Source organism: Photobacterium leiognathi (genome assembly GCF_030685535.1).
In the GTDB taxonomy this organism is placed as follows: domain Bacteria; phylum Pseudomonadota; class Gammaproteobacteria; order Enterobacterales; family Vibrionaceae; genus Photobacterium; species Photobacterium leiognathi.
This window is the reverse complement of record NZ_CP131599.1, coordinates 212,852-228,868: the sequence shown is the minus strand read 5'-3', so window position 1 is coordinate 228,868 and position 16,017 is coordinate 212,852. Positions and strand designations below refer to the sequence as shown.

Annotated in this window: 15 protein-coding genes, 1 tRNA gene and 1 pseudogene; 5 read left to right on the top strand and 12 right to left on the bottom strand. The window is 41.0% G+C overall.

What is annotated here, in order from left to right:
- Positions 1-5: 5 nt before the first annotated feature.
- From atpD to Q7674_RS01090, 8 genes and pseudogenes are all read right to left on the bottom strand, one after another.
- The gene (atpD, locus tag Q7674_RS01125; protein WP_305422298.1) at positions 6-1,391 is read right to left on the bottom strand and encodes a F0F1 ATP synthase subunit beta; all 1,386 of its coding nucleotides are present in this window, start codon (positions 1,389-1,391) and stop codon (positions 6-8) included.
- A 21-nt stretch (positions 1,392-1,412) separates the two neighbouring features.
- The gene (atpG, locus tag Q7674_RS01120; RefSeq protein ID WP_045065292.1) at positions 1,413-2,285 is read right to left on the bottom strand and encodes a F0F1 ATP synthase subunit gamma; all 873 of its coding nucleotides are present in this window, start codon (positions 2,283-2,285) and stop codon (positions 1,413-1,415) included.
- 57 nt (positions 2,286-2,342) lie between these two features.
- On the bottom strand, positions 2,343-3,884 hold the full coding sequence (atpA, locus tag Q7674_RS01115; RefSeq protein ID WP_008988653.1) for a F0F1 ATP synthase subunit alpha: 1,542 nt from the start codon (positions 3,882-3,884) through the stop codon (positions 2,343-2,345).
- A gap of 12 nt (positions 3,885-3,896) precedes the next feature.
- Positions 3,897-4,445 (bottom strand): F0F1 ATP synthase subunit delta, encoded by a 549-nt coding sequence (locus Q7674_RS01110; RefSeq protein ID WP_305422296.1) that lies wholly within the window; start codon positions 4,443-4,445, stop codon positions 3,897-3,899.
- Between the two features lie 14 nt (positions 4,446-4,459).
- Positions 4,460-4,930 (bottom strand): annotated as a pseudogene (gene atpF, locus Q7674_RS01105) (F0F1 ATP synthase subunit B).
- Between the two features lie 52 nt (positions 4,931-4,982).
- Entirely contained in the window at positions 4,983-5,219 is a 237-nt protein-coding gene (gene atpE, locus Q7674_RS01100) for a F0F1 ATP synthase subunit C (protein ID WP_004730405.1), read from the bottom strand.
- A gap of 52 nt (positions 5,220-5,271) precedes the next feature.
- On the bottom strand, positions 5,272-6,039 hold the full coding sequence (atpB, locus tag Q7674_RS01095; protein ID WP_045065288.1) for a F0F1 ATP synthase subunit A: 768 nt from the start codon (positions 6,037-6,039) through the stop codon (positions 5,272-5,274).
- A gap of 1 nt (position 6,040) precedes the next feature.
- A complete protein-coding gene (locus Q7674_RS01090; protein WP_045065286.1) occupies positions 6,041-6,439 on the bottom strand; it encodes an ATP synthase subunit I in 399 nt (132 codons plus the stop codon).
- 1,336 nt (positions 6,440-7,775) lie between these two features.
- Here Q7674_RS01090 and Q7674_RS01085 point away from each other — a divergent pair.
- The 4 genes from Q7674_RS01085 to Q7674_RS01070 all read left to right on the top strand — a co-directional run bounded on the left by Q7674_RS01085 (position 7,776) and on the right by Q7674_RS01070 (position 11,685).
- A complete protein-coding gene (locus Q7674_RS01085; protein ID WP_107229648.1) occupies positions 7,776-8,837 on the top strand; it encodes a helix-turn-helix domain-containing protein in 1,062 nt (353 codons plus the stop codon).
- A 101-nt stretch (positions 8,838-8,938) separates the two neighbouring features.
- Positions 8,939-9,160, top strand: coding sequence for a VF530 family protein (locus Q7674_RS01080; protein ID WP_008988647.1), 222 nt, complete (start codon positions 8,939-8,941; stop codon positions 9,158-9,160).
- A 107-nt stretch (positions 9,161-9,267) separates the two neighbouring features.
- The gene (locus Q7674_RS01075; protein ID WP_008988646.1) at positions 9,268-9,699 is read left to right on the top strand and encodes a GNAT family N-acetyltransferase; all 432 of its coding nucleotides are present in this window, start codon (positions 9,268-9,270) and stop codon (positions 9,697-9,699) included.
- 309 nt (positions 9,700-10,008) lie between these two features.
- A complete protein-coding gene (locus Q7674_RS01070) occupies positions 10,009-11,685 on the top strand; it encodes an Ig-like domain-containing protein (RefSeq protein WP_305422292.1) in 1,677 nt (558 codons plus the stop codon).
- Positions 11,686-11,843: 158 nt separating this feature from the next.
- Here Q7674_RS01070 and Q7674_RS01065 read toward each other — a convergent pair.
- The 3 genes from Q7674_RS01065 to Q7674_RS01055 all read right to left on the bottom strand — a co-directional run bounded on the left by Q7674_RS01065 (position 11,844) and on the right by Q7674_RS01055 (position 13,771).
- Positions 11,844-11,920 (bottom strand) — tRNA-Pro (locus tag Q7674_RS01065).
- 243 nt (positions 11,921-12,163) lie between these two features.
- Positions 12,164-12,379, bottom strand: coding sequence for an HP1242/YdcH family protein (locus Q7674_RS01060; RefSeq protein WP_008988644.1), 216 nt, complete (start codon positions 12,377-12,379; stop codon positions 12,164-12,166).
- Positions 12,380-12,529: 150 nt separating this feature from the next.
- A complete protein-coding gene (locus Q7674_RS01055; protein ID WP_045065281.1) occupies positions 12,530-13,771 on the bottom strand; it encodes an NAD(P)/FAD-dependent oxidoreductase in 1,242 nt (413 codons plus the stop codon).
- 238 nt (positions 13,772-14,009) lie between these two features.
- Between Q7674_RS01055 and Q7674_RS01050 the strand changes: the two genes are divergently transcribed.
- Positions 14,010-14,879 (top strand): alpha/beta hydrolase, encoded by an 870-nt coding sequence (locus Q7674_RS01050; RefSeq protein ID WP_305422290.1) that lies wholly within the window; start codon positions 14,010-14,012, stop codon positions 14,877-14,879.
- Positions 14,880-14,888: 9 nt separating this feature from the next.
- Here Q7674_RS01050 and Q7674_RS01045 read toward each other — a convergent pair whose 3' ends face one another.
- Positions 14,889-15,956, bottom strand: coding sequence for a methyltransferase (locus tag Q7674_RS01045; RefSeq protein ID WP_305422288.1), 1,068 nt, complete (start codon positions 15,954-15,956; stop codon positions 14,889-14,891).
- Positions 15,957-16,017 lie beyond the last annotated feature (61 nt).

The window sequence follows — 16,017 nt, the reverse complement described above, 5'->3', positions numbered from 1 at the left end:
AAGCCTTACATGTTTTTCGCTTTTTCGAGTACTTCTTCGATACCACCACAGTACAAGAATGCTTGCTCTGGGATATCGTCATACTCACCGCTTAGTAAGCCTTTAAAGCCCGCAATAGTGTCTTTTAGAGAAACGAACACACCTGGTTGACCTGTAAAGACTTCCGCTACGTGATAAGGCTGAGTTAGGAAACGTTCAATCTTACGAGCGCGAGATACGGTTTGCTTGTCTTCTTCAGATAATTCATCCATACCTAGGATTGCGATGATGTCTTTCAGCTCTTTATAACGCTGAAGTACAGTTTGAACGCCACGTGCAACGTCATAGTGCTCTTGACCAACAACCAATGGATCAAGCTGGCGAGAAGTCGAATCCAATGGGTCAATCGCAGGATAAAGACCAAGTGCAGCAATATTACGAGACAATACAACTGTCGCATCAAGGTGAGCGAAGGTGGTCGCTGGTGATGGGTCAGTCAAGTCATCCGCAGGTACATATACCGCTTGAATAGAAGTGATAGAACCCGTTTTGGTTGAAGTGATACGCTCTTGCAGCACACCCATTTCTTCAGCAAGTGTAGGCTGGTAACCTACCGCTGAAGGCATACGACCTAACAGTGCTGATACCTCAGTACCTGCCAAGGTGTAACGGTAAATGTTATCGATGAACAGTAGTACGTCACGACCTTCATCACGGAAGCTTTCTGCGATGGTTAAGCCTGTTAGCGCAACACGAAGACGGTTACCTGGTGGCTCGTTCATCTGACCGTACACCATGGATACTTTATCCAGTACGCCCGCTTCTTTCATTTCGTAGTAGAAGTCGTTACCTTCACGAGTACGTTCACCCACACCGGTAAATACAGATAAACCAGAGTGTGCTTTTGCGATGTTGTTGATAAGCTCCATCATGTTAACGGTCTTACCAACACCCGCACCACCGAACAAACCGATTTTACCGCCCTTAGCAAATGGACAGATAAGGTCGATAACCTTAACATCGGTTTCTAGCAGCTCAGAACTGTTAGATTGATCTTCATAAGAAGGCGCTGCACGGTGAATCGCATATTTTTTCTTCTCACCAATTTCGCCACATTCATCGATAGGCGTACCCAATACGTTCATAATACGGCCTAGGGTTTCTTCACCTACAGGCACTGTAATTGGTGCCTTAGTGTTAACCACTTCTAAACCACGACGTAGACCGTCTGATGAACCCATTGCGATACAGCGAACTACACCGCTACCAATCTGCTGTTGTACTTCTAGAACAAGCTCTGCGTGCTCACTGTCAACAAGGTTAAGCGCATCGTACACACGTGGTACGCTATCTTGGTCAAATTCCACGTCAACGACAGCGCCGATGACTTTGACAATCTTACCAGTACTCATTTGATGTCCTCAGAATTCTATTTAAACGGCTTGTGCCCCAGCTACGATTTCACTTAGCTCTTGGGTAATAGCGGCTTGACGGGCTTTGTTATATACAAGCTGTAAATCATTAATCAGCTCGCCCGCATTATCGGTTGCTGCTTTCATCGCAACCATTCGTGCTGCTTGCTCACAAGCGATACTCTCAACGGTGCCTTGGTAGACCTGTGATTCGATATAGCGAAGCATCAGCTCGTTGAGGATCGGTTTTGGATCTGGCTCGTAGATATAGTCCCAACGGCTTGAAACATTCGCTTCATCTTGCTCTTCTTGTTCAAGCTCAGGGTTAGGCAATAACTGGATGACCTTTGGCTTTTGCACCATGGTGTTCACAAATTCGTTGTAAACCAGGAACAAGCGGTCAATCTTGCCATCGTCGAAATACTCCAACATGGCATTCACAGGGCCTAAAATATCTTCAAGTTTTGGCTCATCACCAATACCGGATGTTTGTGCAATGACATTGCCGAAACGGTGGAAAAACGAAATTGCTTTTGAACCGATCAAGGTGGTATCAACTGCTACCCCTTGCTCTTTCCATTGGCGCATATCTGCCAGTGTTTTCTTAAACAAGTTAATGTTTAAGCCACCACATAAACCTCGGTCTGAGGAAATGATGATGTAAGCAACACGTTTTACCTCACGCTCTTCAAGATAGGGATGCTTATACTCCAGCGAACCGGAAGTCACGTGCCCAATCACCTTACGCATGTTCTCGGCGTAAGGACGGGTCGCTTCCATGTTGTGCTGAACTTTACGCATCTTACTTGCGGCAACCATCTGCATTGCACTGGTGATCTTTTGCGTGTTTTGCACGCTGGCGATCTTAGTGCGGATCTCTTTTGCATTTGACATGGTTAGCTCCTATCTTCATTCATACTGCGTCGTGCTTAGACGGATATTGCTCGTCGCTTAGTACGACTGGGTATCAACGAAGGTTTTTAGAAGCTGGTGCAAGCTTGCTTCGATGTCATCGTTGTAATTGCCAGACTCATTAATAGATGCAAGTAGCTCAGCGTACTGACTCTTCGCAAACGCCATTAATGCTTCTTCAAATGCACCGATTTGAGATAACTCAACGTTATTCAAGTAACCTTTCTCAGCAGAGAAAATAGCCAGTGATTGCTCAGCAACAGACATAGGTGCGTACTGCTTTTGCTTCATTAGCTCTGTGACTTTCTCACCGTGGTCTAACTGCTTACGAGTAGCATCATCAAGATCCGATGAGAACTGCGCAAACGCTGCCAATTCACGGTACTGTGCAAGTGCGGTACGAATACCACCAGACAGCTTCTTCATGATCTTGGTTTGAGCAGCACCACCAACACGTGATACTGAAATACCAGGGTCAACGGCTGGACGTAAACCTGCGTTAAACAAGTTAGTCTGCAAGAAGATCTGACCATCCGTAATTGAGATAACGTTAGTTGGTACGAACGCTGACACGTCACCCGCTTGGGTTTCGATGATTGGCAACGCCGTTAATGAACCAGTTTGACCTTTTACTTCACCGTTTGTGAATCGCTCAACATATTCAGCGTTAACACGTGCTGCACGTTCTAGTAGACGTGAGTGAAGGTAGAACACATCACCAGGGAAAGCTTCACGGCCGGGTGGACGCTTAAGCAATAGTGAAATTTGACGGTAAGCAACCGCTTGTTTAGATAAGTCATCGTAAACAATTAGAGCATCTTCACCGCGGTCACGGAAGTATTCACCCATAGTACAACCAGCATATGGTGCTAGGTATTGAAGGGCTGCGGCTTCTGATGCTGACGCTACCACTACAATGGTGTTTTTCAGTGCGCCGTTTTCTTCAAGCTTGCGTACTACGTTAGCAATCGTTGAAGCTTTTTGACCAATTGCCACATACACAGAATAGATACCAGATTCTTTCTGGTTGATGATGGCATCAATCGCCATCGCTGTTTTACCTGTCTGACGGTCACCGATGATAAGCTCACGCTGACCACGACCGATTGGCACCATGGAGTCAACCGCTTTGTAGCCGGTTTGAATTGGCTGATCGACAGATTTACGATCGATTACACCCGGTGCAATAATTTCTACTGGCGCAAAACCATCGTTATCAATTGCGCCTTTACCATCAATTGGCTGACCTAGGGTGTTAACCACACGACCCAGTAAACCTTTACCAACTGGCACTTCAAGAATACGGCCAGTACCTGTTACTTTCATGCCTTCAGCAAGATCAGCGTACGGACCCATAACAACGGCACCGACAGAGTGACGTTCTAAGTTAAGTGCCAATGCATAACGGTTGTCTGGAAGTTCAATCATCTCACCCTGCATGACATCAGCAAGACCATTGATAACAATAATACCGTCGCTTACAGAGACGATTGTACCTTCGTTACGTGCCTGACTGGTCACATTGAAGGTGGCGATTCTTTGTCTAATTAGATCGCTAATTTCGTTGGAATTCAGTTGCATATTATTTACCTATTACGCCTGAAGGCTTGTCGCTAAGCGGTGGATAGAGCTCTTTAGCGTGCCATCAATCACCATTTCATCAGCTTTGATTAGCATTCCGCCTACAAGCGATTCATCAATCTGACAATCAAGCTCAACACTGCGATTTAATTTCTGTTGCAGCGCCTGTTTCAGGTTCGCTTTTTGCTCATCAGTTAACGGCTCAGTGGTAGTTACCGTAGCAGTAACCATGCGTTCATGATCTTCTTTCAGTTCATGGAACAACTCTGCCACTTGCGACAACACATTTAGACGTCCATTCTCTGCCATTACTTTGATCAGGTTCTGACCGTGTTCGTCCAGCAATCCTTCACAAACGCCTAAGAACATCTCTGTAAATGCTGCCGAGTCGTGCTCGCCAAATTGCTCACTATCTTCGATTTGCTGAGCAATCACAGGTTGGCTAGCCACCGTTGAAGCCACGATTAACATCTGCTCCCATTGTTCCAATGCATTATTGGTAAGAGCGAAATCAAACGCTGCTTTGGCATAAGGCTGAGCAATCGTTAGTGGATCTGACATAATGTGCTCCCCGCTTACATATCCTTGATGAGTTTATTAACAAGATCGCGGTTCGCATCCGTGTCTAAGTTACGAGCAATCAATTTCTGTGCGGTTTCAATTACCATGTCAGACATTTCTGCACGTAGTTCTTGGCGTAGACGATTTCGATCGCTTTCTACTTCCGCTTGACCTTGAGCAATAATGCGCGCTTTTTCTTTCTCACCTTCCGCTTGTGCGTCTTCGATGATTTGAGCGCGGCGTTTATTCCCTTGCTCAACTAATTCATTTGCACTTTTCTTCGCATCATCAAGTAGCTTTTCACCATTAGCTTTCGCTAACTCAAGCTCTTTTGATGCGTTTTCGGTATGAATCAGTCCTTCGGCGATATCACGCTGGCGTTGTTCAATTAACGCCGTTAGCGGTGGTCATACATATTTCATACATAGCCAAACAAAAATCACGAAAGAGATTGCCTGACCAAGCATGGTTGCATTTAAATTCATACCATCCTCACTATTTAAATAACGTTATGATTTATAACGGTAGTTTTGGCTATTACGCCACAGCAAAGATGATGTAAAGACCAATACCCACACCGATCATAGGAACCGCATCCACAAGACCCATCATGATGAAGAATTGAGTACGTAGCATAGGGGTTAGATCAGGTTGGCGAGCAACACCTTCTAGGTATTTACCAGCAAGGTTACCGATACCTGATGCCGCACCAGCTGCACCTAAACCAATGAGAAGCGCACCAGCAACGTAAAGAACTGCACTTACGATATCCATGAAAGACTCCAAAAATTACTAAATATATAAACTTAAATTGAAACGAATTTAATTAATGTTCTTCGGTTGCCATTGCGAGGTATACAACTGTCAATACCATGAAAATAAAGGCTTGAAGGAACACAATCAGAATGTGGAATAATGCCCAAGGCACGCTTAGCGCCCACTGGATCCACCACGGCATTAATGCAATCAGGATAAAAATCATTTCACCTGCGTACATATTTCCGAATAGTCGAAGTCCAAGAGAAATTGGTTTTGAAATTAATGTTACCAACTCCAAAACGAAGTTCACCGGATACAACAATGGGTGTTCAAATGGTTGCGTTGTTAACTCTTTAATAAAGCCAACTAACCCTTTATTTTTCAGGGTGTAACCAATAATCAAAATAAACACACCAATCGCCATCGACATCGGCACGTTAACATCGGCAGAAGGCAAATCACGGAAGTGAGTAAAGCCTAATTCACGCGCTAACGTTGGAACAAAATCAACAGGAATTAAGTCGATCATGTTCATTAAGAAAACCCAGACGAAAATCGTTAATGCCAATGGGCCAACAATCTTGCTTTTCGTTTGGAATATTTCCTTAACGAGGTTGTTTACAAATTCATACGTGATTTCAATAAAGCACTGCAATCGACCAGGAACCCCTGCGGTTCCACGGGTTGCCACATACCTAAAGAGCCCGATGAACAGTAAACCTAACACCCATACCATAAACATGGAGTCGATATTGAGGCTCCAAAAACCATCGCCTACAGTAAGGAATGTTAAGTGGTGCTCAATATAATCATGAGCAGTAGTTACTGATTCCACCTTACGTCATCCTAAATTGAGGTTTGTTTAGTATCGGGGTTAAAAAGCATCCTAAAAATGTCACGCTGTAAGCCAATAACATAGCTACATGATTAACTGGAATAAAACGAACAACAGCTAACATCATTACTGCGGTATATACCCACTTAATAAAACTATTAAGCTTGGCTAAATATCGAATATTAATGTCTTTATTTGTTTTTATTTTAAAAGCGGCTGTCATTAAACCTAACAAAGATGGAATAACCGCAATAGCGACTCCAATAATGGAAGATTTAATATAAAGCCAATCAGCAGAAATAAAGGAAAAACAGATAAATAGAGAACCTAGGATCGTTTGACCAATTAAAATCTTTTTTGCTGCAGATAAAATATCGCTAAAACCAGAATCCGCATTCATTTTCAATCCTCTTTACATTTGCACTAAGCAGCCAACCCCTCCATATCAACTTGTTACGGATTATTTCAACTTATGACACAACCTGCACAACATACAGAGTGAATAATCTTGCAAGAGAAATAAAACCATTAGGAGTCGTATCAGTAATAAATACGATGTTACGTATTTATTAACAAACCAAAGCGAAATTTTGCTAATTCTCACGACGTAAAAAACAAATCATTTAAATCAAGCACTTCCGCTCAACCTCCTACCTTTTAAAATCTACGTGATCACCATCACGAGCGCTATAAAAAAAATTGCAATCAATGTTTTTCATTTTTGAGAAGCAACAACAATTGCAGTCACAATGGATTATGTTGTACGCATGATGAATAAATATGTATTCACATTATTAATAAAAATGAGCATTAATCGAAAATGTTTGGGTAATAAGAATTGTTCCCAAAGCAAAATTTCGACCTTATTTTTATTACTATTTTTCATTTATTGTCATAAAACGAAATTTGTTGAGCGAACTGCGAAATGACACTTTTTTACATGGTTAAAAACTGCGTTTTTAGACACTAAATAGCGGCAATAAACCGAATACAGCGCGATAGAGATACGAGGGAAACACCAAAGAAGAGAATAGAAAATGCAAAAAACAAGAAAAGAAAAAGAGATAAAAACACCGCTATCAATATGATTTAAAACAATATTTAAGCGTTAATCTTTACCTAACACATTGTTTATCATTACTTATCGTGTGTTAGCAGGCATCATTGGTTCATCACCAATAAGAAATGTAATACTCACAAATAAGGTTAAAACAAACGCCCAGAAAAGCCGATTATTACCACTATTGATAAAGAGTAAATTTTTACAACCAAAATACACAAAATAAAAGCACAAAAACACCACTAAAAAATATAAATGATTAGCTAACTAAGCTATCATTACGTCATATATAAAAGCATTTTTTCGTTAAGTTTAAATTGACTATATATTGAATAAAACAATTCATCGAATGTAAAAATAATGACAAAGCCCCTTTTTCATATTCTTTTTCGTTTATATAAAAGTCTTTTGTTAGTATTAATTATCATTACTGCTTTTTATTTATGATATATTTAACGTGCTACAAAGAGCACCATGTAAAATATAAAACATCCTAAAGAACAGTATGAAAACAAAATAGAATTAAAGCTGAACATTTGATTCATTTTAAATTAACATGAATTATTATTTTATAACGGTCAGTAATTGCGATTTTTTACATTGGTAGGAATAGCAGTATTATTAAACGGCTTATTTGTTACTAAAAAGTAAACATTATCGGAGCGTGTTGGTAACCATGGACATCAATCATTCCCTGTCACCTTACAAAAATACGGTTTCTTCTGGCTGGAAACGCATCATTCCCTTTGCCAACTTCAATATGGAAGAGAACCACACCTTTGATATGACCCATTTTGAAGGTCTGTGGCTAAAACAGTACCTTTCAACGATCACACCTGAATACCATGCTTTATCGCATCAGCTAACCAAAATCACGCAATCAATTAATCCGCTGACCTTTAACTTTTACAGCTTAGCGTTATGGACAAGCCCAGATCGATACACTCAGCTTCACACGCTGTGCCAATACAGCGAGTTATTAAACAGCTCAATCCGCTTTTATCTTGATGAAAATAAAGGCGATAACATTAACTTATGGCTATTAAGCAATGAGCCTGTTGCCAAACACTCAACCGAAAGCCTGTCTTTATTAGCATTGCATTTCGCTTTCTTACTCAGCGTGTTTAAACAAACATGGGGTCATAAAGCCATTAAAGGGGATGTGTTTCTGCCCTCTTTAACCAATGCCCGTATAGAGCAACAACTGTTTGATAACTTAATGGCATCGTCAGCGTTAAACCTAAAGTGTCACTATGGTTATCCATTAATTCGCCTGACCTTTAGTAAAAAGTCACTGACAGCACCATTAACGGAAGCCGATCCGATCATCAATCAGAATAGTTTGTGGCAGCTGCAAAGACAGCTAGAGAACTTCCACCAGCACAACGTGATCACCCAAGTCTACCGCGTATTAGACAGCTTATCGGATCTGGAAATCGCCTCTGGCAATCATGTTGCCAGCTTAATGGATATCAGTTTCCGTACCCTAAATCGTCGCTTAGCCTGCCTTTCTACCAGTTACCGTGGCGTGTTAGAGAACTATAAGCTCGAAAAAGCCCTCTCTTTATTAGACGATCCAGAATTAGCATTAACGGATATCGCCCTTAAACTTGGCTTTTCCGATCTCAGCACCTTTTCTCGCGCCTTTAAACGCTGGACTGGGGTATGCCCATCATTATTGGTTAATAGAAATCAAAGCCTAGATACCCATGTCATTTCACATTGGGAGCTAACCTAAACATCAGGCTACAATCAGAATGCGTGAAAGCATCAACATCTCTCATGCATTCTGATACACTCGCCCCCTTTGATCACCGCAGTGTAGGAACACCCATTAAAATGAGCCAAGAACAACCGAATAACCCATTACACGGATTAACCCTAGAAATGATCCTTGTACGCTTACAAGAACACTATGGCTGGGAAGGTTTGGATGCGAAAATTCAGATCAACTGTTTCTACAGCAACCCATCAATCAAATCATCATTGAAGTTTTTACGCCGTACCCAATGGGCACGAGACAAAGTAGAAGCGCTGTATATTGAGACTTTCTGTCAGTGATCCGATTGGCATACAGGCTTTAACTCGATAAAAGTAAGGTATGCCATTTCTCTCCTCCACTCACCTCACAAAACATACCCCTATCATCAAAATATTTGGAGAACGGCATGTTTACTACTCGCCAAGCCAAAAATACTGACTACAACTTTCTGTTTGAACTGAAAAAAGCCGCAGAATACGAACCAATTAAAGCTATCTTTGGTTGGGATGAAACCATTCAACAACGGATTCACCGTGAAGAATGGGAATTAGCCAAACCAACCATCATTGAAATTAATGGCAAACCAGCAGGCAGTTATTTAGTCCAGCGCCATGACGATCATATTTACTTTGGGCGTTTTTTCTTACTGCCACAATATCAAGGGCAAGGGATCGGTAGTCAGATTCTAAATGATGTAATTGAACAAGCCCAAAGCGCCTCATTACCCATTAAGCTCATCTATATCAAAACTAATCGAGTAGAAAAACTATATCTAAGATTCGGCTTTGAAGTTACTCATCAAGATGATCAGTTCGTCCATATGATCAAGCAATGCTAATTTAACTATTTTCAATCCGTAATATTTTATTGTAATAAAGTCCACGGAATAGTATCTCCATGTTTTAAAAGCGGAAAAACTATAATCAAACAAGCAAAATATAAAAATAAGACACTTTACAATAATTGCGACACCTTTAATAAAATAAAGAACTAAGGCAAATAGACAAATTGAATACTAATATTAAAGTTCATATTAAGTTGGTTAGTATTTTTCCCATTATGCTCTTAGTAATGGAACAAATAGCAATGGAATATGCATCAGTGAGCAGGATTGAATAATACATGTACATTTAAATAAGGTTCTAATATGAGTACATTTTTTAAATACTTTTTTTCACTGATATTTTTACCATTGATCATCTTTATAAATGGTTGTGGTACCTCTGATTTAATATTAATTAAGATTTCACCATCAACAAGTACATCGTTTGACGTAAGTGGATTAAATTTAGTTGCTGGTAACAAACAATCGTTCCAAGCTACAGGCTACTATTCGGACGGTTCATCAAACATATTAACAGACTTAACTATCAGTGATTGGAGTACGAGTGACGAAGAAAAAGGATACTTTGACGCCCCAGGGGAATTCATTGCTGGCAATACGCCAGGTACTGTAACAATTGCAGCTACAAAAGATGGAATTACCAGTAATACTATTGATATAACCATTGAAATAGTAGCCACTCCTCTAGCAATCACTGGATCAACTATTAATACTATCAATGTCACCCCTTCTCCTGTCACTATAGTAAAAGATGAGTCTATACAGTTGGTCGCAACAGCTAACTACATTGATGGTACCTCTGCAGTTATAACTAATGATGTTTCGTGGCTATCAAACGATAGAAATACAGCAGATGTGACGCCTTCAGGTTTACTCAACGGTATAAATACAGGCGCAACAACTTTAACCGCATCATTAGATGGTATTACAAGTAATACAGTGGATGCCACAGTTATAACTGTAATAACTAATATACTAATAGAGCCTTCAACGATTAGTGTAGTGAAAGGCCTAAACCAGCAATTAACAGCAACAGCAGTATTTAATGATGGTACCCAATCCCCTATTACGAATTCTGTTACGTGGGTTTCAAACAATACAAATAATGCATCATTTTCAGAAATGGGGTTGCTGAACGGTCTTGAAGAAGGCACTGCTACACTAACAGCCCAAATGGATAACATCAGCACGACAGTGGAATTCACTGTCACACCTGCGGAGATAACTCAAATTGAAGTCACCCCTAATGAAGTTACTCTTGTGAAAGGTAAAACAGAGCGGAACGCACAGCAATTAATTGCCATTGCGACATACACTGATGACAGTAGATTGGATATTACTAACTCTGCAACATGGTTATCACTTGACCCATCGTTAACGGTTTCGATGACGGGAGAAATCACGGCTAGTGATATTGGCACAGCAACGGTCATTGCTTCAGAGGATGGTATTGACAGTACTCAGGCCGATATCACCATATGTTCACTCGCAGACACCTGTATTGATATCTTCGATGCAGGTAATGGAACGTTATTTACCAGTTCTCCGTCAAAAATATATGTTGATAACATTAATCCAAACTTAGCATCTTCTGTAACTACTGTAGACTCTAGTTTACCCCCTCCGGCGATTGGAATTAGACTTGATGATGGACTTGATGGTGACTATTCCTTGTTTACTGTGTCCGAAGCAGACTCATTATGCGATACTTATAGCAGAGAGGAAATCGGAGAGAGAGATAATTGGCGCTTGCCAACAAAGAATGAATTGGAGCAATTTGCTAACGATAACATTATTACCACTTCGAGTAGTATAGAAAATATGTTCACACAACGTGATTGGCTAGTAGAATATACCTATTGGACAAACGAGCCTATTCCTGGAAGCCCTTCCAACTCTTACTACACGTTCAATTTACAATTAGGTGGGGGAGGCCCTCGTAACAGTCCCAGATTTGTAACTTGCATCTCAGAAACTTAATACTCAATACGTAAATGTAGTAATAATGTGCATGATCACATCAGGCATTTTTCCAACTCTTAAATATATAGCTCATGTGGAAAATTAATATTATTTTGTTATTTATACGACAAAAATGACCTGTAACCCTAAAAGAATATCTGAACTTTTTAGGGTTATGGTCGGACTGAGAGGATTTGAACCTCCGACCCCCGACACCCCATGACGGTGCGCTACCAAGCTGCGCCACAGTCCGACAACCTTCACAACAAAACAAATAGTTAGTATTAACTTTATTTAACCAATATATAAATATAAGACGATTTGTACTAAACACTAAAAGATAATATTCATCAAACCTTATATTAAACCTAGTTAAAGATAAAAAATTTACAAGTGCGCAATCTTGAAAAAATGATACACCCAATGTAGAAACAGAAAAGAAAAGCCAACGCTTATCTTTTCTGTTTCAATTTACTTATTGTTGACGAATATATTCTTACTTCGCTTCGGCATTTTTTAAATAAGCCAAGATTTCATCTTTAAGTAGTAGCTTTTCTTTCTTTAGCTTATCAATAATATCTTCGTCGTAACCGTCTTTCGCTGTCATTTTTTCAATTTCAGCATTTAGCTCGCTGTGTTTGTCGTATAGACGATCAAAACCCACTTCTTTACCCTTTAAAGAATCGATCAAATCTTTATATTCTGGAAACATCGGTACTTCCTCATAAATAGTGTATGTATTTGTTATACGCCTTCTATCTAATTAAATTAAGACAAAAATCACGCTTTTGCTGCCCTATTTATGAAAACCAATATTACTATTTCAAGCCATTAAACATGGCTTGAAATAGAAGCAATCTGATTAGCTACAAATCTCTGCAAGGGTGCGTAAACGACGCTCAGACTGAGCAACGAACGGGTTATTCTGATCCCATGCGTAACCTGCCAAAATCGAACACACCATTTGTTTAATTTTCGGCTCAGGATCGGTATAGAAAATCACTTTCTGTAATTCACCAGAATACCAACCTTCAACATACGTGCGGAAAGTATTCACACCCACCATCAGCTTCTCAGCATAATCTTGCTGCCAATTTACTTCATCACCTGCTAATTGCTTTAGTAAGGCATTAACCGCAAAGTCGGCTGACTGCATGGCAATAGTCACACCTGATGAGAATACAGGATCTAAAAACTCCCCAGCATTACCAAGCAGAGCATAGTTGTTGGTAGCAAGATGCTTCACGTTGGCAGAATAACCGCCAATTTGTGCCGCTGGATTTGAGTATTCTGCCTTGCTTAGCAGTTTATTTAAGGTCGGCTCTTCTGCCACAATTTGTTGCAGCGCTGTTTTTTCATCAACATCGTATTGGGCTAAGAACGCAGGCTCTGCCACTACACCTAATGAACAAGTGCCATTGCTAAATGGGATTAACCAAAACCAAACATCTTCATTGGTTGGATGTACTGAGATCAGGATTTTTTCACGATCATGCGCAACACCACTGTCTTCAATATGATCGACAACATGGGTGAAAATCGCATGGCGTACAGGCAAGCATGATGGTTGTTCTAAATCGAGTAAACGCGGCAGCACACGACCAAAACCGCTGGCATCAAGAATAAAATCAGCTTCTAGCTGATAAACCTGATCGCTCACTTCATCGCGTACTGTTAATACCGATGTAGTATCGCCGCAATCCACCGCTTCCACATTGTGTTGGTAGCGAATTTCAACACCTTGCTTTGCCGCTTCATCCGCCAGCACTTTATCAAAGTTGCCACGTTGAACTTGAAACGTTGTACCTGCACCGTCAGTAAACTTGTCACGAAAATCAAATGCCGTGTAGGTGTCACGACGACGAAATGCCGCACCGTTCTTGTATTGGAAATCGGCCGCATTAACAGCATCGACCATATTGGCTTTTTTGATCACTTCCATACACGCAGGCAGTAAGCTTTCGCCAATAGAAAAACGAGGAAAGGTCTTTTTCTCTAAAACGACAACATCAACCTTATGTTGATTGAGTAACGCGGCTGCAACAGCCCCTGATGGACCTGCACCAATAATTGCGACTTGTGTGCGTTGTCTGTTATTCAAAATCTTGTTCCTTTGATCACGATAGAATGCACTTATCTAAGGTATGACTCGATAAGGTTAAACGGCCTGTTAATGCGAGCAGGAAGTTTAGCAAAGATCTGTCATCGCGCCACTTCTTGCCCCAAGCCTTTGCTTTAAAAAATGGATATATGAATCATTGTTGTGATTTCTCATAAACGAGATCACATTTTTTCGCCACGCTGTACACACTTATCATTATGTCGGGTGAGCGGAAGGCAAGATGATGAAATCATTGTTATATCTCATTAGCTTACTAACAGTCCTATCACTTAATGGATGTGCTAACCAAGCGTTCTTTTCACCCACTAATGAACGCGATCCAAGCGAAAAAGTCTCGCGTGTATATTCACTATCGGGCAATCACATTGCTTATCGCCTTTTCCCTGCTTCAAACTCACCACAACGCGGCACGATTGTGCATTTTCATGGCAATAGTGGGCAAATGGAGCAAACCCAAGAAAAAGTCGTATGGCTGACTCAACACCGTTTTAATGTTCTGACCTTTGACTATTCAGGCTTTGGTTATTCAACAGGCAATGCAACCGATAAAGCAGCCTACCTTGATGCTATTTCAATGCTGAACTTTATCAACCAATACAACCACCAGCCGTTATTTGTAGTTGCGACCTCAATCAGTAGTAATATTTTCCTACGTGCGTGGGCGGATAACCCAGTGGCTATCGATGGCATGATCCTCGATTCACCGTTTAGCAGTTACATCAAAGAAGCCCAATTTGTATTACGCCAAAGCCCATTTGGCATCATGTATGACTGGTTTGCGCAATTTATCATGCGTGATGACTATGCAGCCGAGCAAAGCTTACATCGTGTCCCGTCAAGCCATGCGTTAGTGATCCATTGTCAGCATGATGCGGTCGTGCCTTTTGAATTTGGTGAACATGTTTATCAGCATATTAAAGGCTCAAAAACGTTTATGGCGTTAGATGATTGCCGCCATGCCAGAGCGATGACAAATGAACACCCACACCACCAGCAACATATTGCTCAATGGTTAAAAGCCACTGAGCAATTAGTAAGAAACCAAACTTCTGTTACGCCAATAGAGATGATCGCCTATCAAGAGAAGTAAAACGTCAGGTTATGCCGCAGCCAGTGTCAGTAAGGTATGACCTAAACCGATGTTATCTTCTCGCTCAACAACCACAAGCCCAGCTTCTGCGACAATTTCAAGGAAGTCTTCACTGCGGTAGAAACGGCTATTACCATTTGCTAAACAGGTGAAATATAACGAGGTTGCATTCAAGCTATAGGTGGCAGCTTCATAGCGCTGTGCATCCCAAAACAGCTCAAGAATATACACAGTCGCACCCGGTGACATGGCTTCTCTTACTCGACGTAAAATACTGAGAATTTCCATTGGCGAGAAACAATCTAAGAACTGGCTCATCCACCACACATCGGCACCTTGCGGTAGCGCTTGAGTTTTATCCAGCACATTGATACCAACACCATCAATGCGTTCAGCCAAGCCTTTTTCTTGTGCTTGCGTTAGTGCCATTTCAATTTGTTGTGGCAAGTCGATAATGGTGACATTCACATCAGGATCATAGGCACAGCACTGTTGCGCCCATTTCCCCGTGTTACCACCAATATCAAATAAACGCTTGGGCTTTTTAGCAAACACACGCTCAAGCAATAACGGGAATGAGCGATCAGAATAGAAATGATCGAAGTTAAACCAGCTTTCTTTGGCTGCCGTTGGCAATTGCGATAACCCTTGGTAAATGGTTTCCCAATCACCGAGTTCCACTAAGCTAGCAGGTTTACTTTCTTTAATTGATTCAGAAAGGTGCATCATGGCGGCATAACAAACATCGGCAGTGAAATCTAAATTCGCTCGTGTCATACCATCATGCAATAGATAGTAACCAAGATTCGCTAAACGATAATTCGGCGCTTGCCACGTTACGATATGAGCACTTAACCCCATATCTAATAGCACTTTGGCCCCATATTCACTGATCCCTGTACGCTGTGAAATGGCAGCAGCATCCAGCCCTTCTTTTTTCACTTCATCTAATGCAGCGAGAATACCAAGATCACGCAGTGACTTAGCGGTTTGAAATACGATAGGAGCAAAAGCGAGTTTTTGCGCTTCTGTTTTTGCATCAAGAGCATTGAAAGGATCAATAGAATAATGGGTCACGCGACACCTAACATCAGTTACAAAGTCAGCGCTTATTCTATCGACCCTTGAGGGGGCATTA

Bases quoted from the DNA above. Each gene is read 5' to 3' on its own strand.
- atpD (WP_305422298.1), bottom strand. From the start codon at position 1,391: ATGAGTACTGGTAAGATTGTCAAAGTCATCGGCGCTGTCGTTGACGTG.
- atpG (WP_045065292.1), bottom strand. From the start codon at position 2,285: ATGTCAAATGCAAAAGAGATCCGCACTAAGATCGCCAGCGTGCAAAAC.
- atpA (WP_008988653.1), bottom strand. From the start codon at position 3,884: ATGCAACTGAATTCCAACGAAATTAGCGATCTAATTAGACAAAGAATC.
- Q7674_RS01110 (WP_305422296.1), bottom strand. From the start codon at position 4,445: ATGTCAGATCCACTAACGATTGCTCAGCCTTATGCCAAAGCAGCGTTT.
- atpE (WP_004730405.1), bottom strand. From the start codon at position 5,219: ATGGATATCGTAAGTGCAGTTCTTTACGTTGCTGGTGCGCTTCTCATT.
- Q7674_RS01090 (WP_045065286.1), bottom strand. From the start codon at position 6,439: ATGAATGCGGATTCTGGTTTTAGCGATATTTTATCTGCAGCAAAAAAG.
- Q7674_RS01085 (WP_107229648.1), top strand. From the start codon at position 7,776: ATGGACATCAATCATTCCCTGTCACCTTACAAAAATACGGTTTCTTCT.
- Q7674_RS01080 (WP_008988647.1), top strand. From the start codon at position 8,939: ATGAGCCAAGAACAACCGAATAACCCATTACACGGATTAACCCTAGAA.
- Q7674_RS01075 (WP_008988646.1), top strand. From the start codon at position 9,268: ATGTTTACTACTCGCCAAGCCAAAAATACTGACTACAACTTTCTGTTT.
- Q7674_RS01070 (WP_305422292.1), top strand. From the start codon at position 10,009: ATGAGTACATTTTTTAAATACTTTTTTTCACTGATATTTTTACCATTG.
- Q7674_RS01060 (WP_008988644.1), bottom strand. From the start codon at position 12,379: ATGTTTCCAGAATATAAAGATTTGATCGATTCTTTAAAGGGTAAAGAA.
- Q7674_RS01050 (WP_305422290.1), top strand. From the start codon at position 14,010: ATGATGAAATCATTGTTATATCTCATTAGCTTACTAACAGTCCTATCA.